Source organism: Acinetobacter sp. ANC_7655 (genome assembly GCF_056784015.1).
In genome coordinates this window covers 279,529-305,009 of the sequence record NZ_JBWYJB010000001.1, presented here as the reverse complement: position 1 = coordinate 305,009, position 25,481 = coordinate 279,529, and the positions used below count along the sequence as shown (strand labels likewise).

24 protein-coding genes are annotated in these 25,481 nt (G+C 40.1%); 16 read left to right on the top strand and 8 right to left on the bottom strand.

Annotation, left to right across the window (positions count from 1 at the left end; translation table 11 throughout):
• The first annotated feature begins 6 nt into the window (after window positions 1-6).
• From AC1M9N_RS01585 to AC1M9N_RS01575, 3 genes are read left to right on the top strand one after another with little or no spacing between them, the layout of a single operon-like run.
• Window positions 7-1,176, top strand: a complete 1,170-nt coding sequence (locus AC1M9N_RS01585; RefSeq protein WP_481951806.1) for an efflux RND transporter periplasmic adaptor subunit — start codon at window positions 7-9, stop codon at window positions 1,174-1,176.
• 2 nt (window positions 1,177-1,178) lie between these two features.
• Entirely contained in the window at window positions 1,179-2,390 is a 1,212-nt protein-coding gene (locus tag AC1M9N_RS01580; RefSeq protein ID WP_481954156.1) for an ABC transporter permease, read from the top strand.
• On the top strand, window positions 2,383-3,087 hold the full coding sequence (locus AC1M9N_RS01575; RefSeq protein WP_481953087.1) for an ABC transporter ATP-binding protein: 705 nt from the start codon (window positions 2,383-2,385) through the stop codon (window positions 3,085-3,087). Before AC1M9N_RS01580 ends, AC1M9N_RS01575 begins: the two co-directional genes overlap by 8 nt.
• Before the next feature lie 91 nt (window positions 3,088-3,178).
• On the opposite strand, the gene AC1M9N_RS01570 is transcribed toward AC1M9N_RS01575, so the two are convergent.
• Window positions 3,179-4,072, bottom strand: coding sequence for an ABC transporter ATP-binding protein (locus AC1M9N_RS01570; RefSeq protein ID WP_481954155.1), 894 nt, complete (start codon window positions 4,070-4,072; stop codon window positions 3,179-3,181).
• Window positions 4,072-5,016 (bottom strand): ABC transporter permease, encoded by a 945-nt coding sequence (locus AC1M9N_RS01565; protein WP_481954154.1) that lies wholly within the window; start codon window positions 5,014-5,016, stop codon window positions 4,072-4,074. Before AC1M9N_RS01565 ends, AC1M9N_RS01570 begins: the two co-directional genes overlap by 1 nt.
• Window positions 5,017-5,256: 240 nt before the next feature.
• On the opposite strand from AC1M9N_RS01565, the gene AC1M9N_RS01560 reads away from it, so the two are divergent.
• The 5 genes from AC1M9N_RS01560 to AC1M9N_RS01540 all read left to right on the top strand — a co-directional run bounded on the left by AC1M9N_RS01560 (window position 5,257) and on the right by AC1M9N_RS01540 (window position 12,393).
• Window positions 5,257-5,694: a cation efflux protein, CzcI-like gene (locus AC1M9N_RS01560; RefSeq protein WP_481954153.1), complete on the top strand. Its 438-nt coding sequence runs from the start codon at window positions 5,257-5,259 to the stop codon at window positions 5,692-5,694.
• A 46-nt stretch (window positions 5,695-5,740) separates the two neighbouring features.
• The gene (locus AC1M9N_RS01555) at window positions 5,741-7,060 is read left to right on the top strand and encodes a TolC family protein (RefSeq protein ID WP_481954152.1); all 1,320 of its coding nucleotides are present in this window, start codon (window positions 5,741-5,743) and stop codon (window positions 7,058-7,060) included.
• Window position 7,061: 1 nt separating this feature from the next.
• On the top strand, window positions 7,062-8,279 hold the full coding sequence (locus AC1M9N_RS01550) for an efflux RND transporter periplasmic adaptor subunit (RefSeq protein ID WP_481954151.1): 1,218 nt from the start codon (window positions 7,062-7,064) through the stop codon (window positions 8,277-8,279).
• Window positions 8,269-11,412 carry an efflux RND transporter permease subunit gene (locus AC1M9N_RS01545; RefSeq protein WP_481954150.1) on the top strand — a complete coding sequence of 1,048 codons (3,144 nt, stop codon included), beginning with the start codon at window positions 8,269-8,271 and terminating at the stop codon, window positions 11,410-11,412. Before AC1M9N_RS01550 ends, AC1M9N_RS01545 begins: the two co-directional genes overlap by 11 nt.
• 75 nt (window positions 11,413-11,487) lie before the next feature.
• Complete coding sequence (locus tag AC1M9N_RS01540; protein ID WP_481954149.1) at window positions 11,488-12,393, top strand: cation diffusion facilitator family transporter; 906 nt, start codon at window positions 11,488-11,490, stop codon at window positions 12,391-12,393.
• Window positions 12,394-12,442: 49 nt separating this feature from the next.
• Here the strand turns inward: AC1M9N_RS01540 and AC1M9N_RS01535 are convergent, their stop codons facing one another.
• Window positions 12,443-13,858 carry an LLM class flavin-dependent oxidoreductase gene (locus AC1M9N_RS01535; RefSeq protein WP_481954148.1) on the bottom strand — a complete coding sequence of 472 codons (1,416 nt, stop codon included), beginning with the start codon at window positions 13,856-13,858 and terminating at the stop codon, window positions 12,443-12,445.
• Between the two features lie 208 nt (window positions 13,859-14,066).
• Between AC1M9N_RS01535 and AC1M9N_RS01530 the strand changes: the two genes are divergently transcribed.
• Complete coding sequence (locus tag AC1M9N_RS01530; protein ID WP_481951813.1) at window positions 14,067-15,317, top strand: SfnB family sulfur acquisition oxidoreductase; 1,251 nt, start codon at window positions 14,067-14,069, stop codon at window positions 15,315-15,317.
• 13 nt (window positions 15,318-15,330) lie between these two features.
• Entirely contained in the window at window positions 15,331-16,593 is a 1,263-nt protein-coding gene (locus AC1M9N_RS01525; protein ID WP_092766407.1) for an acyl-CoA dehydrogenase family protein, read from the top strand.
• A 174-nt stretch (window positions 16,594-16,767) separates the two neighbouring features.
• Here AC1M9N_RS01525 and AC1M9N_RS01520 read toward each other — a convergent pair whose 3' ends face one another.
• A complete protein-coding gene (locus AC1M9N_RS01520; protein ID WP_481954147.1) occupies window positions 16,768-18,087 on the bottom strand; it encodes an acyl-CoA dehydrogenase family protein in 1,320 nt (439 codons plus the stop codon).
• 196 nt (window positions 18,088-18,283) lie between these two features.
• Between AC1M9N_RS01520 and AC1M9N_RS01515 the strand changes: the two genes are divergently transcribed.
• On the top strand, window positions 18,284-18,493 hold the full coding sequence (locus AC1M9N_RS01515; protein ID WP_092766405.1) for a hypothetical protein: 210 nt from the start codon (window positions 18,284-18,286) through the stop codon (window positions 18,491-18,493).
• Between the two features lie 46 nt (window positions 18,494-18,539).
• On the opposite strand, the gene bioB is transcribed toward AC1M9N_RS01515, so the two are convergent.
• Both bioB and queG read right to left on the bottom strand, forming a co-directional pair.
• On the bottom strand, window positions 18,540-19,529 hold the full coding sequence (bioB, locus tag AC1M9N_RS01510) for a biotin synthase BioB (RefSeq protein ID WP_180027754.1): 990 nt from the start codon (window positions 19,527-19,529) through the stop codon (window positions 18,540-18,542).
• Between the two features lie 290 nt (window positions 19,530-19,819).
• Window positions 19,820-20,923, bottom strand: coding sequence for a tRNA epoxyqueuosine(34) reductase QueG (queG, locus tag AC1M9N_RS01505; protein ID WP_481954146.1), 1,104 nt, complete (start codon window positions 20,921-20,923; stop codon window positions 19,820-19,822).
• A gap of 20 nt (window positions 20,924-20,943) precedes the next feature.
• Here queG and AC1M9N_RS01500 point away from each other — a divergent pair, with 20 nt between their 5' ends.
• Both AC1M9N_RS01500 and AC1M9N_RS01495 read left to right on the top strand, forming a co-directional pair.
• Window positions 20,944-22,455, top strand: a complete 1,512-nt coding sequence (locus AC1M9N_RS01500) for an NAD(P)H-hydrate dehydratase (protein WP_481954145.1) — start codon at window positions 20,944-20,946, stop codon at window positions 22,453-22,455.
• Between the two features lie 15 nt (window positions 22,456-22,470).
• A complete protein-coding gene (locus AC1M9N_RS01495; protein ID WP_092766403.1) occupies window positions 22,471-22,749 on the top strand; it encodes an acylphosphatase in 279 nt (92 codons plus the stop codon).
• Between the two features lie 23 nt (window positions 22,750-22,772).
• Here the strand turns inward: AC1M9N_RS01495 and ruvC are convergent, their stop codons facing one another.
• Window positions 22,773-23,318 carry a crossover junction endodeoxyribonuclease RuvC gene (ruvC, locus tag AC1M9N_RS01490; RefSeq protein WP_481954144.1) on the bottom strand — a complete coding sequence of 182 codons (546 nt, stop codon included), beginning with the start codon at window positions 23,316-23,318 and terminating at the stop codon, window positions 22,773-22,775.
• A gap of 122 nt (window positions 23,319-23,440) precedes the next feature.
• Between ruvC and AC1M9N_RS01485 the strand changes: the two genes are divergently transcribed.
• Entirely contained in the window at window positions 23,441-24,025 is a 585-nt protein-coding gene (locus tag AC1M9N_RS01485) for an FxsA family protein (protein ID WP_035263802.1), read from the top strand.
• A 106-nt stretch (window positions 24,026-24,131) separates the two neighbouring features.
• On the top strand, window positions 24,132-24,773 hold the full coding sequence (locus AC1M9N_RS01480) for a LysE family transporter (protein ID WP_481954143.1): 642 nt from the start codon (window positions 24,132-24,134) through the stop codon (window positions 24,771-24,773).
• On the opposite strand, the gene AC1M9N_RS01475 is transcribed toward AC1M9N_RS01480, so the two are convergent.
• Window positions 24,717-24,926, bottom strand: a complete 210-nt coding sequence (locus AC1M9N_RS01475; RefSeq protein WP_035263798.1) for a hypothetical protein — start codon at window positions 24,924-24,926, stop codon at window positions 24,717-24,719. The genes AC1M9N_RS01480 and AC1M9N_RS01475 overlap by 57 nt on opposite strands.
• Window positions 24,927-25,233: 307 nt before the next feature.
• On the opposite strand from AC1M9N_RS01475, the gene AC1M9N_RS01470 reads away from it, so the two are divergent.
• Complete coding sequence (locus tag AC1M9N_RS01470; protein WP_035263796.1) at window positions 25,234-25,476, top strand: hypothetical protein; 243 nt, start codon at window positions 25,234-25,236, stop codon at window positions 25,474-25,476.
• Window positions 25,477-25,481: the final 5 nt, after the last annotated feature.

The following is a 25,481-nucleotide window of genomic DNA, read 5'->3' as shown; positions in this document are numbered from 1 at the left end:
AAAGCTTTGCGTATTTTAAAACAACGAAAATGGTGGATTCTCATTCTGCTCATTTCGATTGGTGGGATATATTTCATTTTCCGTTGGTGGCAAGGTCCTGTAGTCGAAACTTACCTAATCGAAGAAAAACCACTGATTCAAACAGTGGTTGCTTCAGGTCGTGCTGAAAATGTAGCACGTAGTGAAATTGGGAGTGAAATTTCGGGTGTGGTGATTGAGCGACGCGTGCAAGAAGGTCAACGAATAGCAGCAGGAGATGTACTGTTAATTATTCAATCTGATGATTTAAAAGCACAAGTCCGTGAAGCAGAAGTTGCGCTAGAGGAATTGCGGAAAATTCGCTATCCACAAGCGCAGGTTGAATTGAAAACGGCAGAATTCCAATTACAACAAGCCAGTCGCGAAGCAAGACGTCGTCAGCAAACGGAACCGGGAGTCCTTTCTGTTGAAGAAAAAGAACAAGCCTTAGAAGCTGAACGCTTAGCCAGAAATCAATTATCTGCGGCAAAACTGAAGGCGCAAAGCCTTGCTCCAGGTCAAGTAGAAGAAAAAACCTTAAGCGAAAGATTAAATGCGCTACGTGCCCAATTGGCAAAAAGTGAAATTCGGGCACAAGTATCGGGTACGATCTTGACGCGTGAAGTCGAAAAAGGGGATGCGATTCAACCTGGAAAGGTGCTCTTTACAGTCGCAGTTGATAGTCCAACGCAAATTAAAGTGGCGGTGGATGAGCAAAATTTACCTTATCTTAAATTGGGTCAAAAAGCGGAAGTGATTGCAGATGCTTATCCAGAGCAAGCATTTCCAGCTGAAGTTAACTTTATTGCACCTAATATTGATCCTCAACGTGGTACGGTTGAAGTCAAATTGGCGGTGAACTCTGTACCCAATTTTTTGAAGCAAGATATGACAGTCTCAGTGAATGTCGAAACAGCACGTCGAAATAAAACCAAAGTAATAGCCAATGACGCGCTTATTGACCCTTCAACCACGCAAGCTGAAGTTATGGTGGTAAGAGAGGGCAAGGTCCAACGTCAATCTGTAAAATTAGGGTTGCGTGGGACTGCCATGTCTGAAATCTTATCAGGGTTGGATCACAATGATCAGGTCGTTATAAAGCCTGATCAAGTAAAAGCGGATCAGCGTGTCAGAACTAAGCAGGTACAAGCACTTTGAAGATGAAGCGTTTATGGACCAATTGGCTCATCGCTGTTGGGTTTTTACGCGAGGGTCGCAGTCAAACACTGATGATTATTGGTGGTGTTGCTATTGGTGTTGCCGTTATTGTCTTTATTAGTGCATTAATTCAGGGGCTTCAGTCCAATTTGATTGAGCGTACGTTGGGTACTCAGGCACATATTAGTTTACATGCACCAGATGAGGTCAATCGCGTCGTTAAAGTGCCTGAGGGCGTAGCACACATCATCCATGAAGATCAAAGGGCTCAAAGACTCAAGTCGATCAATAACTGGCAAGAAGTTCTTGAAAATCTAGACAATATCAAGACGCTCAATGCCGTTTCTCCCATGGTTTCAGGGCCTGCACTGGTAAAACGGGGGGAAGCGATTCAGTCAGTTGCGATTATGGGGATTGATTTACCACGGTATCAACGTATTGTACCTTTGCAAGAGTATCTAAAAACTGGTCAGCTTCGTTTAAAAGCAGATGATGTACTCATCGGAAGTGAGTTGGCCAAAGACCTTGGTGTGCGCGTAGGCAGTAAAATTCGCGTTGATAACGGTCAAGATATTAACGCCGTCATGAATGTAACGGGTATTTTTGAACTCGGGGTCAAAGAACTAGACTCACGCTATATGTATATCGATCTAAAGCGGGCACAGTCTTTATTGGGTTTGCCGGGTGGGGTTACCATTATTGATCTTCGTATTTCTGATATTTTCTCCGCAGATCAGGTCGCAACGCAAATTCATCGTCTCACTGGATTAAAAGCTGAAAGTTGGATTGAAAGTAATGCGCAATTGATGAATGCGATTTCAGCGCAAAGTCTTTCAACCAATATGATTATTATATTTGTTGGAATATCTGTTGCATTTGCGATCGCCAGCGTACTCTCCATTACAGTGGTACAGCGTACACGTGAGATCGGAATCTTGCGTGCGACAGGTGCGAGCCGAGAACAAATTTTGATGATCTTTCTCATTCAAGGTGCGATTTTCGGCTTACTTGGTTCTATTGTTGGAATCCTGACCAGTTATGTATTGGTTTGGTCATTTAATGAATTTGGCCCAGGGTTATTCTACATTCCAATTTCACCTTATTTGATTGGATCCGCTTTATTACTTGCAACATTGAGCGGTTTAATTGCAGCGGCGATTCCTGCCCGTCGTGCAGCGCGTTTAGATCCTGTGGAGGCAATCCGTCATGTCTAATCATGATGAAGTACTACGTTTAGAGGCTTTGAAAAAGTCTTATAACATTGGACAACCCAATGAAATTGAAGTGCTGCATGGGATTGATTTTGCGATACATCGTCAAGATTTTGCTGCGTTAATTGGACCTTCAGGTTCAGGTAAAAGTACGTTATTAAATATTTTAGGTTTACTCGATCAACCCACCAGTGGTGAAATTTATTTACTTGGTCAACCAACCAGTCAAATGGAAGATCAACAAAGAACGGAATTGCGTGGGAAGAGCATAGGATTTGTGTTTCAGTTTCATCATTTGATTCAAGCGTTCACCGTTATTGAGAATGTTTTGATGCCTCTAATGTTGGTGCATGGCAAACCCAATCAACAAGCTTTGGATCGGGCACATGATTTGTTAAAAGCGGTAGGATTGAGTCAATTTGCACAACGAAAAGCCAGTCAACTTTCTGGTGGGCAGCAACAACGTGTCGCAATCGCCAGAGCTTTAATCACTCAGCCTGCTTTACTCCTCGCTGATGAACCTACAGGTAATCTAGACAGTCAAACAGCGAGCGAAGTCTTTGAGCTGTTTCGTGAAGTAAATGAGCAACAAAATTGTGCGGTATTGTTAGTGACCCATGATCCACGATTATCCGCTACATGTGATCGAACCATTCAATTGGTAGATGGGCGAATTGAACGTGATGAAATGAAGTCGTGATTAATCCAAGGCTGCATTTAAAATGGTGTGGTCAAAAGGATTGCTGTGGCATGCTTTATCCTGACCATTTGTGTGATCAGGATATAGCGACTTATTTAGAATGACTGACCTTGGTCATTCTTGGAATTTTAGGTAAGTCGGCGAGTGCTGGATCAAGTTCATCTTCTTCAGCATGTACCAAAGCATCTACACGTTGTCTTAAAGATTTAAATTTTTCAGTGAGCATCAATTCATGCTGACGTGGTCTTGGTAGATCAACCTCAATGATTTCCTTAATTTCGCCAGGATTGGCCTTCAATGCCACAATCCGATCGGCCATTAAAATTGCCTCGTCCATATCGTGTGTCACAAAAATAATCGTGATATCAATATTGGCCCAAAGATCGATCAGATGCTTTTGCATTTTTTGACGCGTATGAGGATCTAAAGCCCCAAAGGGTTCATCCATTAAGAGAATTTTCGGCTGATTCACGAGCGCGCGAGCGATGGCAACGCGTTGTTTCATCCCTCCAGAAAGTTCATGAGGGTATTGCTGCTCAAATTTTTCAAGTCCGATAATGTTGATCCATTCACGGGCTTGCGCCTCAGCTGTAGCATTGCTGGCACCTCGCATGAGTGGACCAAACATGACATTTTCTTTTACCGTTTTCCATGGAAACAGTGTGTAGCCTTGGAAAACCATGCCACGCTCTGGACTCGGTCCTGTGATGGTTTCACCGTCTACCAGTAATTCACCACTGGTATATGGATCAAGACCTGCCACAATACGGCTAAAGGTAGACTTACCGCATCCTGAAGGACCAATAACACAGATAAATTCACGTTTATGAATTTTCAAATCTAAAGCATTTAAAATGGTGCGCTCAGTTTTTCCATGGCTAAACTTTTGGGTGAGATTTTTCGCTTCTAAAATGACGGGACGAGCATAAATTTTGTCGAAGTAAGCGCGGGCATCAAAATCTGAGGGTTGAATTAGTGAAGACATTAGCGAGCTCCCGTTTTCCATTTAAATAAGTGCTGTCCAAGTTTCATTAAAATCACGTCGCAAATCAGACCAATCAAACCGATAATCAAAATTGCGGCGAAAACATTGTCAAAGTTTTGATAGCGAGCTTGTTGAGTGATGAACCACGTGATACCGGATGTACTTCCTATGAGTTCTGCAACGATTAAATAGGTCCAAGCCCAACCTAAAAGTACACGAAGGTTTCGATAAATTTCTGGGAGTGCAGCGGGGATGACCACATAAAATAAACTTTTGATTTTGTTGGTTCCTAGGGTGAATCCAGCTTCAATAAGACTGCGGTCGACCAGACGGGTGGTATTGGCAATAATCAGAATTTGTTGGAATAAGGTCCCAATCACAATAATGGCAATTTTAGGTGCGTCATTAATGCCCAAAATCGCAACAGCAAGAGCGCCAAAGGCTGGTGCAGGCAGATAGCGAAAGAACTCTACAAAAGGTTCAGTTAATTGAGAAATTTTATGAGAAAAACCGCAAAGAATACCCAAAGGAATACCAATCAAAGAAGAAATAAAAAATGCGGTAAACACCAGTTTGATGCTGTGCCATAGACTTTCATGAAACCATGGTGCATTCGCTTGAGCGGGTGGCGTTGTAAATGCAGTCACTAAGGCTGTAGCGACTTCATCTGGTGCGGGTAGATAAATGGGATTGACCAAAATTCCCCGAGGTGGTGGCAGTCCTTGATCGACTGCCAATTGCGCTTCAGCATAATAAACTTCTCTACTGACACGGCTATCGACTTGTAAAAACGATGTGCTACCAGAATCTGTGATTTGAACTTGGGGATGCCAAATAAAAGGCAAATAACTTACTGTACACCAGATTAAAATTGGAATTAAAAACGATCCAAAACCAAGCAAAAATTTATGCTTTTGACTCAATTCTCGTGCAACATAGCTCATCGTTGCCACCTCAGTAATACAAAAAATAAAATTCGTATGATTAGGTTGCAAAATCGATGCCATTTTCGAAGCGTGCTTTAAAAGCGCTAAATTTTTAAGTTTTCATTCATTTTTCTTATGTACATTCTTTCAATATCAAGGTTTCGATCATGAAAATATGATGGAGAATTACAACTCTTCACTTGATTGTGATAACTATCACGTTTTAAATTCAGATAGAAAAGATGAGAGCCTGCTTAAATGAGATCGGCTAAATTTGTGACATTCTTAGCATGTATGTTCATGTTCCAAAGCCTTTGGAATGTGGCGGCGGCTTTTTGTGTTCATGAAAGCGACTCAACATCGACACAAAGTTTTCACTTTGGTCATCATCAACCTGTACTTTGCCAAGCCGATCTTTCAAATCAAAGTCCGAAGTCCCAAATTGAAAACGGCTTAGTGCTTGGCGATGATCAAAGCGTGACGCTTGAAGAAAAAGCGCAAATCGATGTTTTGGATCATCAAGATCATCTGCCGTCGATGTCTCAGTTTATTCTTGCTGTAAGCGAGAATTTGCCTTCATCACAACACATCGAAAAGATTTACCAAAATCACTTTCTTTGGATTAATGCCTATCAATCGCCTCATTTAGGTAAAATCCCTCCGCCTCCTGAATTAACCCCGCTATTGGTGGGGTAGCCTAAAAATTTCCCACCACTTATTTTTAAATTAGTGGGAAATTCACATGTCTTTTAAATTAAAACATTCCATTCGATTATGGCTGGTTTTAGGTTCGCTTAGTTTGGGTGCAAATGCTCAAGCGATGACAGTCAATTCGCTTGAACAAGCTCTCGTTCAAGTGTCTCGATATCAACAATCAGAACAGATTTGGCAGCAACGACAACAAATGTCAGAACTTGCAGTCAAGCAAAGTGGACTTTGGCAAAACCCGACCATCAATCTGTCTCGAGATGGCTTTGGCTCGAATCAAGATCAAGAGTTAAGTCTAGGTATTAGTCAGCCGATCGACATTTTTGGTCAAAGACGGATTCAAAAAAATATAGCGCGTTTGGCGGGACAACAAAATGAATTGCAAGAAAAGCTGTGGGAAGCACAAAGCCAATTAATCGTGAAATATGCTTGGTCACAGTTTTTAATTTCGCAATCTGAAGCACAAATTCAAAAGTCTCAACTGCAAGTCAGTCGTGAAACTTTAGACAGCGCTAAAAAACGATATCAGGCAGGAAGCATAGCCTTGGTTGAGTATGAACGAGCGCAGATTGAAGCGGCAGAAAATGAACGCAATTATCAGCAAGCCATTTTAAATAAAGAAATTGCAAAACGTAATCTTTCTAATCTCTGGGGAGAAACTGAAGCAGAGGTGAAGGTTGATTCAAATCGGATTTATTGGCCTGACCAAGTTGAACAGAATGTTCAAAATTATATTTCTGCAGGTTATTTAGAAAAGCTTTATGCACTCAATGTTGTGCAGGCTAATCAACGAATTGAGCAGCTTAAAGTAAGAGCAAAACCAAATCCAAACTTGAATGTAGGGATGACGCGAACAAAAGCGCCCAATGAGACAAACGATACAAGCTTATCTGTGGGTGTCGATATTCCGCTCAATATTTTTAATCGTCAGCAATACCAAATTCCGCTTGCCCAACGTCAGCAATCTCTACTTGAGCGTCAACAACAAAGAGAACTCAAACAACAAATTTTAGAGATTGCAAACTCATTTCATCAGGTGCGTGGCTTAAAGCTTCAATTTGACGCTGTACTGAGACAAAAAGACTTGTCTGAAAAAGTACAGATGCGCTCTTTGCTCGGTTTTAAAAATGGAAAACTTTCAATCACTGAGGTGCAACAAGCAACGACACAATTACAAAATATTCGGCTCAGTCAAATTCAGCTCTTAAGAGAGGCATGGCAAACCGCACTTGCTGCTGAGGCATTAAGTATTGGTACCAGTTATGAACAAATTAGTCGTTCGGATGCCTATACCCAATTACTCAAAGAGGCTGTGTCACAGTCAGAAAATTTCATCAATATAGGGGCAGAATAAAATGAGATCTATACAACAAGGTAAAATAAACCAAGCATTCCTCATCGCCCTGATTATTGCGGTGACGGTAGTTATCGGGATTTGGATTTTTTTCAAAGATAATAAGAAAACAGCAATTGTTGAGAGTGAAGAGCAAGCTGAAACGTCGAATGGTGCAGAAGCTGATCATGCAGAAGAAGGTGAGATTGAACTCACATCTAAACAGTTGGTAGAACATGGTATCAAGATAGAATCAGCTCAATTAGGTGCAATTCCGCGATACATAAACTTGCCTGCAAAATTGATGGTAAATACAGATCAACAAGCGCATATTTCCCCTAATTTTGCTGGTCATGTTGAACAAGTGAATGTAGCACTGGGACAAGAAGTAACTAAAGGTCAAGTACTTGCAGTATTAAGTGTCCCAGAGCTCATTGACCAACAAGCGAATTTGAGAATGGCGCAATCCAATTTAGATTTGGCACGCCAAGATTTGCAACGTGAACAACGGATGTGGTCGCAGGGGATCTCCGCAAAACAGGATTTGCAACGTGCTGAAAATGCATATCGTCAAGCACAAATCACAGTGCAAAGTGCCAATGCACGTTTACAAGCTTTGGGAGCTTCAGCAGGTTCTAATGGTCGTTTTACCATTCGTTCGCCTATCTCGGGCGTGATCAGCCAAAAAGACATTGTGGTGGGTGAAAATGTGCAGCTTGCAGATCAGATTTTCATCATCGAACAGTTAAAAGATTTATGGCTGGAATTTGTATTGCCTGCAGATGCGAATAATCAAATTCGTGCACAACAAAATATTCAATTTAAATCTTTACAGTCAGGTCAGACCTATACAGCACTTGTGCAATCGTTAACGCCGCAAGCAGATGCGCAGACTGGTCGCTTGATTGTTCGCGCTAAAGTTCAAGGAAAGGCAAATGAGTTAAGACCAAATTTGATGGTAAATGTTGAACTTCAAAGTCCCGATGCATCGAATGTATTACGCGTTGCAAAAAATGCAGTGCAACAAATCGAAGGTAAATCAGCAGTATTTATTGTTACAGAACAAAAAAATGGAAAACTCCACTTTAAAGCGCAACCCATTGAAGTAGGTGAAATGTCTTCAGATGGTCAATGGGCAGAAATTAAGTCTGGTCTTCAGACGGGGCAAAAATATGTCAATCAAGGCAGCTTCTTACTGAAATCGGAGTTAGAAAAAGGAGAAGCTGACCATGGGCACTAATCATGACATGCCGAAGGCTGAAGGGCTATTTGAGCGAATTATTCAGTTTTCAATTCAACATGCGATTTGGATCATGCTGTTTGCTTGTGCTTGGATTGCTGTTGGAGTTTATAGCTATCAAAAATTGCCAATTGATGCAGTTCCAGACATTACCAATACACAGGTTCAAATTAATACCCAAGCTAATGGATTTACTGCGCTAGAAGTTGAGCAACGCATTACTTATCCAATTGAAAATGCCATGGCGGGGATACCAGATCTTGAATTAACACGTTCGATCTCTAGGTATGGTTTATCTCAGGTCACTATTGTCTTCAAAGATGGCACAGATATTTACTGGGCACGTCAACAAATCAATCAGCGTGTGCAAGAGGTTCAATCCGAATTACCTGATGATATCGCACCTACCATGTCTCCAGTATCTACGGGGCTGGGTGAAATTTATCAATGGGTATTAAAAGCAGACCCAAAGGCTAAAAAGCCTGATGGTGCTTCATACACAGCAATCGATTTACGCGAAATTCAAGATTGGATTGTGCGTCCACAATTGCAACGCGTAAAAGGTGTTGCAGAGGTGAATACTATTGGAGGATTCAATAAAACTTATGTTGTTTCGCCAGACTTGAATCGTATGCAGCAATTACAAGTCAGTTTGACGCAACTTCAACAGGTCCTCACTGAGAACAATGAAAATCGTGGAGCAGGATTTATTGAAGATGGAGGTCAACAACTGACAGTACGAGTTCCTGGAACACTGAATACGATACAGGATATTGAAAATACAACGGTGGTTACCTTGAATGGGAATCCTGTCCGTGTTTCAGATATTGCTTCAGTGTCGATCGGACATGATCTTAGAACAGGTGGTGCGACCAATAATGGAGAAGAAACCGTACTCGGCATCGCCATGATGATGATGGGTGAAAACAGCCGTAGCGTTGCACAAGCGGTTGATCAAAAAATTCAAGAAATCCAAACCACACTGCCCGAAGGCGTAAAAATAGAAACTGTTTACGATCGTACTACCTTAGTCGAGAAAGCCATTAAGACAGTTCAAAAGAACTTAGTCGAAGGGGCGATTTTGGTGATTGTGATTTTATTCATTTTCTTGGGAAATATTCGAGCAGCTTTAATTACAGCATGCGTGATTCCACTTTCGATGTTATTTACATTATCAGGTATGGCACAGCAGAAAATTAGTGCCAACCTTATGAGTTTAGGTGCGCTAGATTTCGGAATTATTGTAGATGGCGCAGTGGTAATTGTCGAAAACTGTATTCGCCGATTAGCTCATGCCCAAGAACAGTTTAGACGACCGTTAACACGATCAGAGCGATTTAAAGAAGTATTCCTTGCTGCTCGTCAAGCGCGCCGTCCTTTAATTTTTGGTCAAACGATTATTTTAGTGGTGTACTTGCCCATATTTGCTTTAAGTGGTGTTGAAGCAAAAATGTTTCACCCTATGGCACTCACCGTAGTATTAGCTCTTATTGCTGCGATCATTTTATCCATTACTTTTGTTCCTGCTGCAGTGGCTTTATTTGTAACAGGTGAAGTAAAAGAAACTGAAAGTAGATGGATGTTATGGTTAAAGAAAAAATATCTAAAAGCATTAGATATGACTTATTTATATCGAATGGTCATGTTAACACTCGCAGTTAGTATTTTGGTTTTAACAGGGTTGTTGGCGACACGTCTAGGAAGTGAATTCGCACCGCAATTAAGCGAAGGTGATTTTGCTATTCAACAAATGCGTTCACCCAGTACAAGCTTAGAAGAATCATTAAGAATGCAGGAAATGACTGAGAAACTTTTGCTTCAAAATTTTCCAGAAATTGAAAATGTTTTCGCACGAACGGGTACTGCTGAAGTGGCTACAGATGTGATGCCACCCAATATCTCAGATGGATTCATCATGTTGAAACCTCGCCAAGAGTGGCCGAATCCCAAAGAAAGCTTAGATGATTTAAGGTCACGTATTGAAACTTTTTTGGAGACTTTGCCTGGCAACAATAGTGAATTTTCTCAACCCATTGAATTGCGTTTTAATGAGCTCATTTCTGGAGTCCGCAGTGACATAGGTATAAAAATTTTTGGCGATGATATGCAGGTGTTAAACGATGAAGCTGCCAAAATTGCCAAGATTGTGCAAAAAATCAGTGGCAGTACCGCAGTCAAAGTAGAACAGACTTCAGGTTTACCCTTATTAAATATAGACGTAAATCGTTCTTTAGCAGCGCAATATGGTCTTTCGGTTCGTGAAATACAAAATTTAGTCGCTTCAAGTATCGGTGGTCGACAAGTCGGTGAAATTCTACAAGGCGACCGCCGTTTTGATTTTGTTATTCGACTTACTGATCAAGATCGGACAGTCATGGGGATTGCACAATTACCCATACAACTCCCCAATGGTGGGACAGTAAGACTGGCAGATGTGGCTACAGTTTCAAATATTGATGGTATGAATCAGGTGAGTCGTGAAAATGGCAAGCGTAGGATTATTGTGACGGCAAATGTTGAAGGGCGAGATCTGGGTTCATTTGTCCAAGAGTTGCAATCTAGCCTCACGACATATGCATTACCGAGTGGCTATTGGATTGAATATGGTGGACAGTTTGAGAATTTGGCATCTGCCAAAGCTAGAATGACTATCGTGATTCCATTGGCTTTGATTACGATTTTTATCCTGCTGATGGCTGTATTCAAAAATATAAGAGAAAGTTTATTGGTATTTACGGGCGTACCCTTTGCTCTCACGGGGGGAGTCTTATTTTTATGGTTACGTGATATTCCCATCTCAATGTCTGCCGGTATTGGTTTTATCGCTTTATCAGGTGTCGCTGTTCTGAATGGACTGGTTATGTTGACCTTTATTAAGGAGCTAAGAAGTGAATACAGTTTAAAAGATGCCATTTGGCAAGGTGCAATGTTGCGATTACGTCCTGTGCTGATGACTGCTTTTGTGGCGTCTTTAGGATTTGTTCCAATGGCGCTCGCTACAGGTACGGGTGCCGAAGTACAGCGACCGCTTGCGACAGTGGTTATCGGTGGAATTATTTCATCCACCATACTGACGCTACTACTTTTACCTGTATTGTATAGGTGGATGAATCAAGCAAAAGCAGAACAATAAATTAAACAATAGCATTACGTATATGAATCAGATTCTCTCGTTGTTTTACGTAGGGGATCTGATGAGGAGTATAAAATGGGTAGTTCGCATAATCATGATCACAGTCATGTGGAGGTCAGTAAAGACAACGCAAAGAAACTAACTTTTGCTTTAGCCTTAACCACGACATTTTTAATTATTGAAGTTGTTGCTGCATTTATTACTCAAAGTTTAGCTTTGCTGTCAGATGCTGCACATATGTTTACTGATGCTGCTGCTCTAGCCATCGCGTTGGTTGCAATTAAGATTGGTCAAAAGCCTGCAGACAATAAGCGAACTTTTGGTTACCAGCGATTTGAAATTTTGGCAGCTCTATTTAATGCGGTGATGTTATTTATCGTTGCAATTTATATTTTGATAGAAGCGATTCATCGATTAAGTAATCCTCCTGAAATTCAGAGTGTTGGAATGATGATAGTCGCCGTCATTGGCTTAATCATTAATTTAATTTCGATGAAGATTCTTTTTTCGAGTAGTAAAGATAGCCTCAATGTCAAAGGGGCATATCTAGAAGTATTAAGTGATGCACTTGGTTCTGTAGGTGTGATCATCGGTGCTGTGATTATTTATTTTACAGGCTGGGTACTTATTGACACGATTATCGCAGTCCTGATCGGATTTTGGGTCTTACCACGTGCTTGGATTCTCGCCAAGCAAAGTGTCAACATCCTGCTCGAAGGTGTGCCTGATGAGATTGATATTGAAAAGCTCCGTGCAGATTTATTATCGCTTGAAGGAGTCACGGATATTCACCAACTCAAAGTTTGGGCGATCACATCCAAAAAAGTCATGCTTACAGTTCATTTGGTTGCACCGAATGTCGATCCTAAACGTTTGCATCAACAAGCTTTTGAAATGTTAAGTCATGATCATCATATTACTGAAATGACCTTGCAGATAGAAGATGATGCATATCACCATGAACTAGAACATCAGCATTAAAAAAGCCCCCGAAAGGGGCTTTTTTTAGATTTAGAGAATTTAAATGGATCTACACAGATTCAAGTGAGGCGTTTTTGGTTGTGGTGTGCAGCCCATTCGTTGATGACTTACGGTATTGAGCACCACGATGATCATCTGGAAGTAATGGTCCATGACCAAACAACTTTTCTCTAAGCGTCCCCTTGGTATATTCAGTAGGGTAAACACCGCGACGTTGTAACTCAGGAACGACGTATTCGACCACGTCTTCAAAAGATTGATGTGCCAAAATATAAGCCAAATTGAATCCATCAATGCCAGTTTCATCCACCCATTCTTGAAGACGATCGGCTACTGTGCTTGGTGAGCCGACAATCACGGGGCCGTTTCCACCTACACTGGTCCATTTTGCAATTTCTTCAATGGTCCAAACTTTATCTGGATCTGCTTCTACGTAAGATTGCAACATAGACTGAATGGCATTGGTATGAATATATTCAACCTGGTCTGTAGCTTTGAATTGTGAAAAATCTACACCAGACCACCCTGAAGCGAGTGTTAATCCACCATCATAACTACCGTAAGATTGATACTCTGTAAATTTAGCCTGTGCTTTTTCATCAGTTTCATCGACCACAATCGCAAGCATCGTATAGATTAAAACAGTGTTTGGATCTTTACCTTCTTCAATAAGATTATGGCGAATTCCTTGTGCTAACTTTTTTACAGCAACTTTCGTTGGTGCAGATATAAATACGCATTCTGCATTTTGACTGGCAAATTTTTGTCCACGCTTTGATGCACCTGCTTGGTATAAAACAGGTGTGCGTTGCGGAGAAGGTTCACAGATATGAATACCTGGCACGCTAAAATATTTACCTTCATGTTGGATTGGATGAACTTTGGTGTGATCCGCAAAAATACCAGCGGCTTTGTCGCGACGTACCGCATCATTTTCCCAAGAACCTTCCCAAAGTTTATATAAAACTTCCAGATACTCATCTGCAATATCATAACGATTGTCGTGACTCACTTGGGTTTTTAAACCTAAGTTTTTAGATCCGCTTTCTAAATATGAAGTCACAATATTCCAACCCGCGCGACCTTTGGTGAGATGATCCAATGTGCTCATACGTCGTGCGAAGGGATAAGGATGTTCGAATGAAATAGAGGTGGTTACACCAAAGCCTAAATGTTGGGTGACTGCTGCCATTGCTGGAACAATCTGAATTGGATCATTCACAGGAACTTGAACAGCACCATTTAAAGCATGTTGAGCCGATTGATGATACACATCATAAATACCCAAAACATCTGCAAGAAAAATACCGTCAAAAATACCTTTTTCTAATATTTTTGCTAAATCAGTCCAATATTCCAAATCTTTATATTCTGTAGAGCGATCGAGCGGATGACGCCATAAGCCTGGGGACTGATGTGCAATGCAATTCATTTCAAAAGCATTAAATCGTATATGTTTAGTCATAATGAAAATATAAAATAATTAAATGTTTATATTCTCATTATATGAAATATCATACTTATTATTTAATGAGAAAAACTGCAATATACATAATAAAAAAATAAATGAATTGATTATGTTTGAAATCAGATTAGTAAATAAAATAATCGTATAAAAAATTAAAATAATTAGTGCTAATTTAATTTTATTCAATTTTTTTGAAGAGAATAAAATGACCGCACAAATAGATATAAAATTGCATGAAGCTGAAATTTCAAAAGAATTCTACCAAATTCATCAGCCAGCGCATGTGATTAAGACAGATCAAGAAGCGATTCAAATCGCACAACAGCTCGCTGAAGATTTTGCAAAGGAAGCCTCCATTCGTGATCATGAACGCCGTTTACCTTTGAGTGAAATTAACAAGTACTCTCAATCAGGGCTTTGGGCAATTAACATTCCAAAGCAATATGGCGGTGCAGGAGCGAGCTACAAGACTCTCGCTGAAGTTGTTAAAACCATTTCTAGCGCTGATCCATCACTAGGTCAAATCGCACAAAATCATTGGGTGTTTCTAGAGCATATCCGTTTAGATGCCACCGAAGAACAAAAACAATTCTTTTTTAAAGCAGTACTGGGTGGAGAGCGTTTGGGGAATGCTTTCTCAGAAAAAGGGTCTAAGACGGTTGCCGATCTCACCACAAAAATAGAATTTGATGCTTCTGGCAATGGGATTGTGAATGGACAAAAATTCTTTGCGACTGGAGCTTTACTGGCACACCGCATTCCAGTTGTTGCGATTGATGCTGAAGGAAAACCATTTGCTGCAATCGTGCCACAAGGGACAGAAGGTGTAAAAATTACCAATGATTGGAGTGGGTTTGGTCAGCGTACAACGGTCAGTGGATCAGTCGAATTAAACAACGTTAAAGTAGATGCAAAATATATCGTTCCAATTTATCAAGCTTTTGCAAGACCGACAGCAGCTGGAGCAATTTCTCAATTTATTCAAGCTGCTGTAGATGCTGGGATTGCACGTGGTGCGATTCAAGAAACGATTCATTACGTTCGTAACTTTGCACGTCCATGGATTGATTCAGGTTTAGATAAAGCAAGTTCAGATCCATATACCATTGCCAATATTGGTGAATTGAAAATTAAGCTGCGTGCTGCTGAAGCCGTTCTGGATTTGGCAGGATTAGCGATTGATTTAGCACTTGCTGAACCGACCGAAGATCATATTAATGAAGCAACATTGCTCGTGGCTGAAGCAAAAGTCTTAACGACTGACATTGCGATTTTAGCAGCGAATAAATTATTTGAGCTTTCTGGCACGCGTTCGACCTTATCAGAATTAAATTTAGATCGTTATTGGCGCAATGCCAGAACACACACTTTGCATGATCCCGTGCGTTGGAAATACAACATTGTAGGAAATTATTTTCTAAATGATGTCCCACCACCACGTCATCCATGGAGCTAAGGAGAAATTTATTATGACTATATTAAATCAGAATGAAGAACTTTCACTTGGTGCCAACTATGAAGAGGTTGCAGCAAAGTTTCGACCGATTTTTAAGCGGATTGCAGAAGGGGCCGTTCAACGAGAAACCGATCGTGATTTGCCTCATGAACAAATTAAATGGTTAAACGATGTAGGTTTTGGTGCATTACGTGTACCAAAAAAATATGGCGGTGCAGGTTTTACCCAACAGCAACTTTTCCAAATCTTAATCGAGTTGGCGACAGCGGATTCAAATATTGTGCAAGCTTTACGTGGACATTTTGCATTTGTCGAAGACCGTTTAGTGGCGCATAAAGATCAATCACAAGCGTTTTGGTTTAAGCGATTTGTAAATGGTGAAATCGCAGGAAACGCTTGGACAGAGGTCGGTAATGTTGAGATAGGCGACGTCATTACCCGAGTGAAACAAAATCAACAAGGCGAATATGAAGTTTCAGGAGAAAAGTTCTATTCTACAGGTACTATTTTTGCCGATTGGATTGATCTTTTTGCCTATGATGAAACCACTGATCAGCATGTGATTGCAGCGGTCTCAACTAAAGCTAATGGAATTAAAGTACATGATGATTGGGATGGATTTGGTCAAAAAACAACGGGAAGTGGGACGCTAAAAATCAACCAAGTGTCGATTGAACGAGATCATATTTACCCGTTTGATCAGCGTTTTAAATATCAAACAGCTTTTTATCAAGTTGTACATCTAGCAACACTGACCGGCATTGCATTTTCTGCGGTGGAAACCTTTAGTGAGGAAGTGCGTAAGCGTACTCGAATCTTTAGCCACGGGAATGCTGATCTGGTCCGTGATGATGCTCAGATTCTACAAGTGATTGGTAAGGCATCTTCCCAAGCATTTGCCAGTCAAGCCATTACTTTAAAAACAGCTGCAGCACTGGATGATGCATATTTAAGTCACTTTAATGCGTCATCTGAAAAAGATCATGAGATTAATCAAATTGCGGAACTAGAATCTGCTCAAGGGCAGGTAGTCATTTCAGATCTTGTACTTGATTTAACAACTAAACTATTCAATAGTTTGGGTGCTTCAGCCAGCGCTTCATCGAAGCAGTTAGATCGTTTCTGGCGTAATGCACGAGTCGTATCCTCACATAATCCGATTATTTATAAGGAGAAAGTGGTGGGGGCTTTTGTCGTGAATCAAACTGAATTGCCATTTGTATGGCAAATTGGTAATAGTCCTTTGGCGAAACACTTGAAAGCTCAAGTGGCTTAATTGATGTAATTTCGATGATGCTGCTAAGAAGGTCCTGTTAAGGACCTTTTTACTAGGTTCGTAAATAAGAGCTCTAATAGCCTAAGCGATTTAGATAGATCACTTTAAAAAACACTAAAAAAAGACACTAAAAAAAAACACTAAAGAATAGTGTCTTAACGATTTAAAGCGAGCTCAAGAAGCCTTATCTGTTTGCCGAAGCCCTGATACATCAACTTTACCGATACGCCATTGATAAGGGGGCAATGCACCATTTACGCTAAAGTCTCCGACAATTCGATCTTTATAAATTCTTGGGTTGTGTGATGCGAGCGTACGAATATTTCGCCAGAAACGATCTAAAGCTAAGTTTTTATCAGTGGCTGATGCTCCTAGAGCATCAAAAATGATGGTCGAAGCATTTAATGCAAGTGTGGTGATAATGGTTTGAGATTGAGCAATCTCTAATTCTGCTATGGCATTTTGATCTGCTTCGAGTTGTTCATTTTCATTCAACCCAGCTTCAAAAGCACGTTGTATAGCCTGTGCATTTTTTTCAATAATTGCTGCAGTGGTGTACGCGACACCACGAATTTGACCCACCACTTGTAGGATTTGAGCATCATTACGGACGAAGGAAGCATTGGCATGCGTATAATTTCTTTCACGTTTATAAACCTCAGCTGATACTTCATAGCTTGCTGCTCTTGTAAGCCCTGAAATAATTGCCAATTGAATCAGTTGATAGAATGCTGCTGAATATTTAAAGCGCTGTTGGTCTCCGATGACATCTTGTTGATTCACAACAACATCAGTGAACTTAGTAGTACCACTTGCTGTAAGAATTTGACCAAAACCATTCCAGTCATCCACAATCTCAACACCTTCAGCATGTCGAGGGATTAGAATACTGGCTGATTCTCCATACAAATCAGTAATACCCACATCAATCCAGTCTGCATACAAGCTTCCTGTGGTATAAAATTTTTGTCCATTCAATATCGTGCGTCCCTCAGCATCTTTGGAAAGTCTCGTTTTAAATTCATGAATGGACTCATTTCCACCTTCAGACCATGCGCTTCCAATAATTTGACCTTGAGCCACTCTAGGAAGCCATATAGATTTAAACTGTGGGTCGCGGCTGAGCAGTAAATCTTCCACAAAGCCAAAATGTACGCGAAGTGCCTGCGGTAAATTTGCATCAGCTTCGGAAAGTTCGATTAATAGATTAAATAATTCTGGAATAGTTGCATCAAATCCACCTTGCGAAGTGGGTAAGCGAAGTCTCGTAAAACCGATGTCTTTTAACCATTGAATCTGTTCAAAAGCTAAAATTCGCTTTTCTTCGCGTTCTGATCGCGAAGCTTTGATTTTTTCAAATGTTGGTCTAAATAACGAGGCGAGGCTTTCATAACGTGAAGATGGTCCTTGTCCCCATACAGCATTAATTTGTGTGGTCAGTGCGCTGGGACGGTGTTGTAATGCAGTTTGAGTTTTTAAATTACCGATATTCATAATACTCAGTCTTTATTTTAAATTAAAATAAAATAATAGCGCTTATAAAATGGGTGAAAATCGATTTATTGTGATATGTAAATATAATATATTGGATTAATAAAAAATTAGAAATTATCTTAAATAAAGAAAATGATATTCAATAAAATGAATTGAGATATAATAATGTTGTGATTGAAAAAAGGATTTAAATTAAATGATTAAAGATTTTAAATCGAATACTTATATTTGTGATGATCATGTCATAGATACGATTTATTGGTTGATGCACCACCAAGATAGTTATGATCGCTTTGAGTTTGATGCATTTAGTCAAAAAATAACGGTACACCATGCCAATGGAACAGATGAAATTAAGCCAGGACAGTATCTTAATGCCAGTTATGGCATATTGATCACATCATAAAAAACCGAAGCAAAGCTTCGGTTTTTGATTGAGCGAATCTTATAAATTAACTTGCCATTGCATCTATAGTCAGCTCTGATACAGTCGGCTTCGCTTTTTCGGCTTTTAGACCTAACTTATCGAACAACTGTTTATCTTTGCCTTCACCAGCATTGGGTGTCGTTAAAAGCTTTTCACCTGAGAACAAAGAGTTAGCACCCGCCATAAACGCTAATGCTTGATCCGAATCAGAAAGAGATTCACGACCCGCTGAAAGTCTTATATAACTTTTTGGCATGATAATACGCGCTACGGCAATGGTGCGAATCCATTCAGTCACATCGAGTTTTTCAACATCTGCTAAGGGTGTGCCTTCGATCGGCACAAGCATGTTGATTGGTACCGATTCTGGATGAATAGCTAAGGTCGCAAGTTCATGTAATAGACCAATACGATCTTGAGTATCTTCACCTAAGCCAACAATTCCACCGCTACACACTTTCATGCCTGCTTGGCGCACAAAGTCTAAAGTATTTAAACGATCATCATAAGTGCGTGTGGTAATCACATTTGGATAGTACTCACGAGAGGTATCTAAATTGTGGTTGTAATAATCTAACCCCGCTTCTTTTAAACGTTCCGCTTGTGATTGATTAAGCATCCCTAAGGTCATACAGGTTTCAAGTCCTAGGGCTTTTACCTCACGTACCATTTCAAGTACATAGGGCATATCGCGTTCATGAGGATTTCGCCATGCAGCACCCATACAAAAACGAGATGATCCAGAAGCGAGAGCTTCTTTGGCTTCATGAATTACTTTTTCAACAGCAATTCTTTTTTCGGCTTCAAGTTTGGAATCATAACGTGCAGATTGAGAACAGTATTTACAATCTTCAGGACATTTACCCGTTTTGATCGATAGTAATGTGCTGACCTGAATGGTATTTGCATCAAAGTATTGACGATGCACGCGTTGTGCTTCGAAAACTAAGTCCATGAAGGGTTGTTCATAGAGTTTTTGTATTTCTTCACGCGTCCAATCATTGCGTACTTGCATAATTTATCCATCAATTAAAAAGCTACTTATTTGATCATACTGTAATTTTAACAATGCAAAATCGTAAAATATGACAATAATGACTCAAAAAAATTATCAAATTCGCCAACTCAATAGAAATTAATCATTGTTGATTTAGTTACAAACTTGACTATTTTTATGCATTTTTCGCCGCAAAATTATTTTTTGGGAACTTGATGCTGAGAACTTGTTGCTAACGTGTGCTTAAAATTTCAGATCATGCTTAAAACGGTGTTTTTGCGATGTCAAGTCATCTTGGAAAAGTACAATTAATTATTTCTTTTTGATTGTTGTTCTTGTACTGCCCAGTCAATATGGATTTGCACAATCTCACTAGACTGATTTCTTTTTAGTATCAATTGCTCAATATTGTTTGGATGATACGGTGCATTCCCGATTCCAATCGCAATATTCCGCATAAAGCTTTCATAGCCTGTTCTACGCAGTGGACTGCCTTCTGTGTTGGCTAAGAATGTTGCTTCGTCCCATTGCCATAATTCAATTAAAGAAAGACGATCCAGCCCATGACGGGGATGGAAATCAGCAACCGTTGTAGTTTGTGCGAAACTATTCCAAGGACAAATCAGCTGGCAATCATCACATCCAAATACGCGATTACCTATGCCACGGCGTAGTTCTTCAGGAATCACCCCTTGGTATTCAATGGTCAGATAGGCAATACATTTACGGGCATCTAATTGATATGGCGCTACAATCGCCTGCGTTGGACAAATATCAATACATGCTGTACATGTGCCGCAATGTGAACTGGCAGGCTCGTCAAAGGGTAATTCAAGGGAACTAAACAGTTCACCGAGTACAAAAAAGGAGCCCGATTTTTTGTGGATGAGCAGGGTATGTTTACCTGTCCAACCCATACCTGCAGATTCAGCGAGTGATTTTTCAAAAATAGGGGCTGAATCGGCGAAAGGTCTTGATTCAAATGGGCCGACTTTTTCACGAATAAGGTTTGAAAGTGTTTTTAATTTACCGCGCATGGTTTTATGGTAATCCCGTCCGCGTGCATATCGCGCAATAACGGCAGAATTAGGGAAATCAGGTACTGTTCGAGGTTGAGGTCGTTCAACCAAATAATTCATTCTGACGCAGATAATACTTTTTGTATGGGGAACCAACAGTGTTGGATTAGCACGTTTTTCCAAATTTTCTTCGAGGAACTTCATGTCACCATGAAATCCTTGTTCTAAATATGCTTTTAATCGAGGTAATTCATCTTGAGCATCAGGTCGGGCAATGACACAATCAGCGAAGCCCAGTTCCAATGCTTGAGATTTAATCCAAGCTTTAAGCGCATGAGGATCAAATTGCTGTGTTGGAATACGAGCTGGTATAGATGAGAGAGATTGAGTCATAAATAAAAAAAGGAACGATAATGCATCAACAAGTTTATCACAGCAGTGAGATACAAGCTTGGGAACAGCGCTGGTTTGACGATCAAAATAGTGCTTTTGGTCTTATGCAGCAAGTTGCTTGGATGATGGCACAAGAAATCATCACAATTCTTCAAGGTATTGAAAAAAAGAAAATCCGTATCGCAGTCTGCTGCGGCAAAGGAAATAATGCAGGGGATGGTTATCTTGTTACGTACTATTTAGCACAGCACTCTTTATCACGACATTGTTCATTCAACCAAAATCTAGAAATCGATATTTTTTCTTTTTCACAAGTCGATCATCACTCGGCTGACTCCTTGCAGAGTGCTTATAAAATGAGTCAATCCATACCACTTAAGCAGTTCACCGATCTGAACCATTGTAAGGGTTATGATGTCTATATTGATGCATTGTTTGGAATTGGAATTAATCGTACTTTAAGTGAAGACTGGCAGAGAATTATCCATCATATTAATGAGCAAGACGGCGTCAAAATTGCGATTGATATGCCGAGCGGTTTAGATGCAAATACAGGTCAACCATTACCAATGGCTATTCATGCTCAGCATACGCTTACCGCACTCGCATATAAGGTAGGGCAATTTGTAGGGCGTGCACAGGATTTTATAGGACATCTAAAACTCATTCCCATTTTACCATGTGACTCAGATTTAAAACCTGTGGCCCGATTAAGCCCAGTCAAAACAATTTTGCCGCGACGACACTCTACAGGACATAAAGGAACGTATGGGCATGTGCTCGTGATTGGCGGTCATGCACAAATGGGAGGTGCGGTGATTATGGCGGCTGAAGCTGCATTTGCCGCTGGGGCGGGTAAAGTCACGATCGTGTGTGATGCTAAACATCATTCAGCAATTTTGTCACGATCTCCCAATGTAATGGTGCAGGATATTAATCGTTTCGATCCATCACAACGAAAAAATTTGCTACAGCAAGTCGATTCGATTTGTTTTGGAATGGGGTTGGGACGTGATGATTGGGCAGCTGAGCAATATGATCAATGGATGAGTATTCTGTCCTCTACGAACAAACCGACTATACTCGATGCTGATGCATTGTGGTTCTTATCTGAAAAGCCCATTCGACTCAATGAGAGAACTTACGCAACGCCACATCCTGGTGAGGCTGCAAAACTTTTACACTCTAGCGTGGCGGAAGTTGAGCATGACCGCATCAAAGCAATTAAACGATTACAAACACTGTATGCTGGTGAATGGGTATTAAAAGGTGCAGGAAGTTTAACGATTGACGCGCAGCAAACCATTTGGATTTGCACCCAAGGTAATCCAGGAATGGGTACAGGTGGAATGGGGGATATCCTTGCAGGAATGATTGCTAGTCTTAAAGGACAATTGTCTAATTCCATTCAACTTCATGAAATTGTTAACTTACATGCCATGGCAGGTGATGTATTGGCTCAACAGGGTGAACGTGGTTTGTTAGCTCAGAATATGGCTCAAGCGATTTATCAAATAGTAAATCTAAAATAAAATTCAGGGATAGATATGCGATATTTAAAATTAACGATACAAGGTCTTGTTCAAGGGGTCGGATTTCGTCGCTGGTTTATGGAACAAGCCTTAAAGTTGCATTTAACTGGTTACGTTAAAAATATGGATAATGGGGATGTGGAAGCTATCATTGTTGGCACATATAAAGATGTAAATGACATGATCAAACTGGCCATGGCAGGGCCTCATAATAGTAAAGTTAAGCAAATCTTCTATGAAGACTTAATTGACATCAAAGAGCGTGATTTCGATAACTTTCAAATTCGCCAATAAGTGCATTGAGTGTCGAGAGACTTTTAACGTCGACGACTACTGCTGCGGCTTCGTCCACGTGCCATTCCACCTAAAGCATTTAAGACAGCCAATTTACTCATACTGCCAGAGGCATGTGCATGGCAAATTGCTGCGGCAAGTGCATCTGCAGCATCGGCTTGTGGTTTAATACTTAAATTAAGTATGCGCATAACCATCATTTGAACCTGTTCTTTATCAGCAGCGCCATAGCCAACAACAGATTGTTTAATTTGACGCGCAGTATATTCAGCCACTTGTAGATCTAAATTGACCAATGCCGCTATAGCTGCACCGCGTGCTTGACCAAGTTTTAAGGCAGAGTCAGGATTGACCGCCATAAATACCTGTTCCACAGCAGCTTCGGTAGGACCATGAAATTTAACGATTCTTTCAATGCCTGAAAAAATTCGTTTTAGACGCTCAGGCATGTCAGGTGTTTCAGTGCGAATTGTTCCAGCATCAACAAAAGTGAGTTTTTGCCCCTGTTTTTGAATAATACCGTAACCTGTTAGACGTGAACCAGGATCAATTCCGATAATTAATGACATTCCATGACTTTAAAAATAAAATAATGCCCATATTGTTACATAAGCGTATGAAAAAAGCTTGATACAGATTGAGCAGATGATTACGACCCTATATTTAAATTTTTGAGATTAGATTACATTTCATGAAATTAGCTCTTATTGTTTTAATCGGTATAGTCCTTGAAATCTTCGTATGGGTCGGTGTGGGTGATCTAGTCGGAAGTATGTGGTATGTATTCTTCTGGTTTATTGCTGCATTCTTTATTGGTTTAAATATGGTTCGTTCTCATGCATCAGGTTTAATGCCACAGATGCAGCAAATGCAACAAGGTCATATGAGTGCTGATCCGAATTTGACCAATAACTTACCTAAAATTATTGCGGGTATTTTCCTTTTGATTCCGGGGTTAATTTCCGATCTATTCGCCTTACTTATTCTAATTCCACCTGTTCAAACAGCATTTAAAGCGGTGATGATGAAAACCATGATGAAGCGTCAGCAAGCCATGATGGAAAAAATGATGGGTGGTATGATGGGAGATATGGGCGGCATGGGTGGTCAAGCAAATGGTCAGAATCCATTTGCAGATTTAATGCGCCAAATGCAAGAAATGCAAAGCCAGCAGCACGGTCGTGGTTCAAATGACTCTACTATCATTGATGGTGAAGCAAGAGAAATTACACCTGAAGCAAAGAAAATTGAAATGAAAGACGTTAATCAAAAGTAAATTGCGCATGTTCAAAACCAGATGTAATGTCTGGTTTTTTTATTTTTGTATCTCGATTTTCCTAAAAAACAGTATAATTCAAACAATTTTTATTCATTTTTGATTTATGTCTCTATTACTTACCATCTGTGTCCTACATCTTGTTGCTCAATTGAGTCCTGGACCTGATATTTTGTTGATTGCCAAATGCGCAGCGTCAACCACAATCGCAAACACGTTGAAAGTTATTTTAGGTATTTCTATTGGAATTTTATTTTGGGTGATTTTAACTTTATCAGGTTTTGCACTTTTGATTGCCCAATTCCCATGGATTCAACAAGTCTTAATGTTAGTCGGTGGTTTATTTTTGGCAAAAATGGGCTGGGCGATGCTAAGGGGTGGTTGGCAAACCTATAAGTCTTTCAAACTTGATGCAATTGATGAAAATCAGTTACCTTTAAAAGCTGAAAAATACTTTCTGATGGGGTTGTTTACAAACCTATCCAATCCTAAAACACTGATTTATTTTAGTAGTGTATTTTCACTTGCCTTAACTGCTTCAGCACCAGAGATGTTGAAAATACAACTGGCAGTCATTATTCCGATTCAAACGTTTTTAACCTTTACGTTTTTGATGGTCGTTTTAGCACGACCTAAAATTAAACAGCTCTACCAGCGTTCAGGGCATTACATAGATATGGCATCGGGTGGTCTATTTTTGATCTTTGCAGTCTGGTTGTGGATAGATGCGCTTATTTTGCTTAACTGAATCCTGATCTAACTCTTCTGTTTGAGTCAGAACGAGCGTGTCTTGCTGATAACGTCTTGGTCGCAAAGTTGCTTCAGTATTTTCAGAACCTTGATAAGAGCGACTTCTGTTTGCTCTTTCTCTCAAGCCGCCTTTCTTAATTAATTGAACCATCGTCATATCATCATTTTTTCACTACGTTTATTTTACTTCAATTTATGATTTCCATGCGGATATGATGGGCGAGTGCGTGAATAAAATATGGATAATCTCTAGAAGAAAAAAGAATGATAGAGCAGGTTGTCAAAAAAAATTCATATAGATATCTGATAATACAAGATATTGAATGAAGACATAGATGGTTGCTGTTTTATAGCTACATCATGAGGTTGATTATTGGTGAAGGCTTATATAGTATAAATATTAGCCTCTAAGGTGATGTAGATAAAAATAAAAAGACAGTCAAATCGGGAGGATGAGTATGCTGTATCAGTATCATTGTGCGTGTTGCGACAAGGTGGTTGCTTCGACAGACAAAGTGTGTTCTGAATGCGGATCACAAAATATCAGAACACCTTATGGTTTTTGGATATTTTGTATCATTGCGTGTTTAGCCGCAGCCATTGTGTTTAAAGTGGCCCATTTATATTTACAAGATAACCAAAATGTCCCTGTGAAGCAGTCGTTTTTGGACACGCTTCATCAAAGTGATAAAGCAAATTGAATCTA

Bases quoted from the DNA above. Each gene is read 5' to 3' on its own strand.
- AC1M9N_RS01530 (WP_481951813.1), top strand. From the start codon at position 14,067: ATGACCGCACAAATAGATATAAAATTGCATGAAGCTGAAATTTCAAAA.
- queG (WP_481954146.1), bottom strand. From the start codon at position 20,923: ATGACTCAATCTCTCTCATCTATACCAGCTCGTATTCCAACACAGCAA.
- AC1M9N_RS01540 (WP_481954149.1), top strand. From the start codon at position 11,488: ATGGGTAGTTCGCATAATCATGATCACAGTCATGTGGAGGTCAGTAAA.
- AC1M9N_RS01525 (WP_092766407.1), top strand. From the start codon at position 15,331: ATGACTATATTAAATCAGAATGAAGAACTTTCACTTGGTGCCAACTAT.
- AC1M9N_RS01545 (WP_481954150.1), top strand. From the start codon at position 8,269: ATGGGCACTAATCATGACATGCCGAAGGCTGAAGGGCTATTTGAGCGA.
- AC1M9N_RS01480 (WP_481954143.1), top strand. From the start codon at position 24,132: ATGTCTCTATTACTTACCATCTGTGTCCTACATCTTGTTGCTCAATTG.
- AC1M9N_RS01580 (WP_481954156.1), top strand. From the start codon at position 1,179: ATGAAGCGTTTATGGACCAATTGGCTCATCGCTGTTGGGTTTTTACGC.
- AC1M9N_RS01515 (WP_092766405.1), top strand. From the start codon at position 18,284: ATGATTAAAGATTTTAAATCGAATACTTATATTTGTGATGATCATGTC.
- AC1M9N_RS01560 (WP_481954153.1), top strand. From the start codon at position 5,257: ATGAGATCGGCTAAATTTGTGACATTCTTAGCATGTATGTTCATGTTC.
- AC1M9N_RS01475 (WP_035263798.1), bottom strand. From the start codon at position 24,926: ATGGTTCAATTAATTAAGAAAGGCGGCTTGAGAGAAAGAGCAAACAGA.
- AC1M9N_RS01520 (WP_481954147.1), bottom strand. From the start codon at position 18,087: ATGAATATCGGTAATTTAAAAACTCAAACTGCATTACAACACCGTCCC.
- AC1M9N_RS01495 (WP_092766403.1), top strand. From the start codon at position 22,471: ATGCGATATTTAAAATTAACGATACAAGGTCTTGTTCAAGGGGTCGGA.
- AC1M9N_RS01570 (WP_481954155.1), bottom strand. From the start codon at position 4,072: ATGTCTTCACTAATTCAACCCTCAGATTTTGATGCCCGCGCTTACTTC.
- AC1M9N_RS01535 (WP_481954148.1), bottom strand. From the start codon at position 13,858: ATGACTAAACATATACGATTTAATGCTTTTGAAATGAATTGCATTGCA.
- ruvC (WP_481954144.1), bottom strand. From the start codon at position 23,318: ATGTCATTAATTATCGGAATTGATCCTGGTTCACGTCTAACAGGTTAC.
- AC1M9N_RS01565 (WP_481954154.1), bottom strand. From the start codon at position 5,016: ATGAGCTATGTTGCACGAGAATTGAGTCAAAAGCATAAATTTTTGCTT.
- AC1M9N_RS01555 (WP_481954152.1), top strand. From the start codon at position 5,741: ATGTCTTTTAAATTAAAACATTCCATTCGATTATGGCTGGTTTTAGGT.
- AC1M9N_RS01485 (WP_035263802.1), top strand. From the start codon at position 23,441: ATGAAATTAGCTCTTATTGTTTTAATCGGTATAGTCCTTGAAATCTTC.
- AC1M9N_RS01575 (WP_481953087.1), top strand. From the start codon at position 2,383: ATGTCTAATCATGATGAAGTACTACGTTTAGAGGCTTTGAAAAAGTCT.
- AC1M9N_RS01470 (WP_035263796.1), top strand. From the start codon at position 25,234: ATGCTGTATCAGTATCATTGTGCGTGTTGCGACAAGGTGGTTGCTTCG.
- AC1M9N_RS01550 (WP_481954151.1), top strand. From the start codon at position 7,062: ATGAGATCTATACAACAAGGTAAAATAAACCAAGCATTCCTCATCGCC.
- bioB (WP_180027754.1), bottom strand. From the start codon at position 19,529: ATGCAAGTACGCAATGATTGGACGCGTGAAGAAATACAAAAACTCTAT.
- AC1M9N_RS01500 (WP_481954145.1), top strand. From the start codon at position 20,944: ATGCATCAACAAGTTTATCACAGCAGTGAGATACAAGCTTGGGAACAG.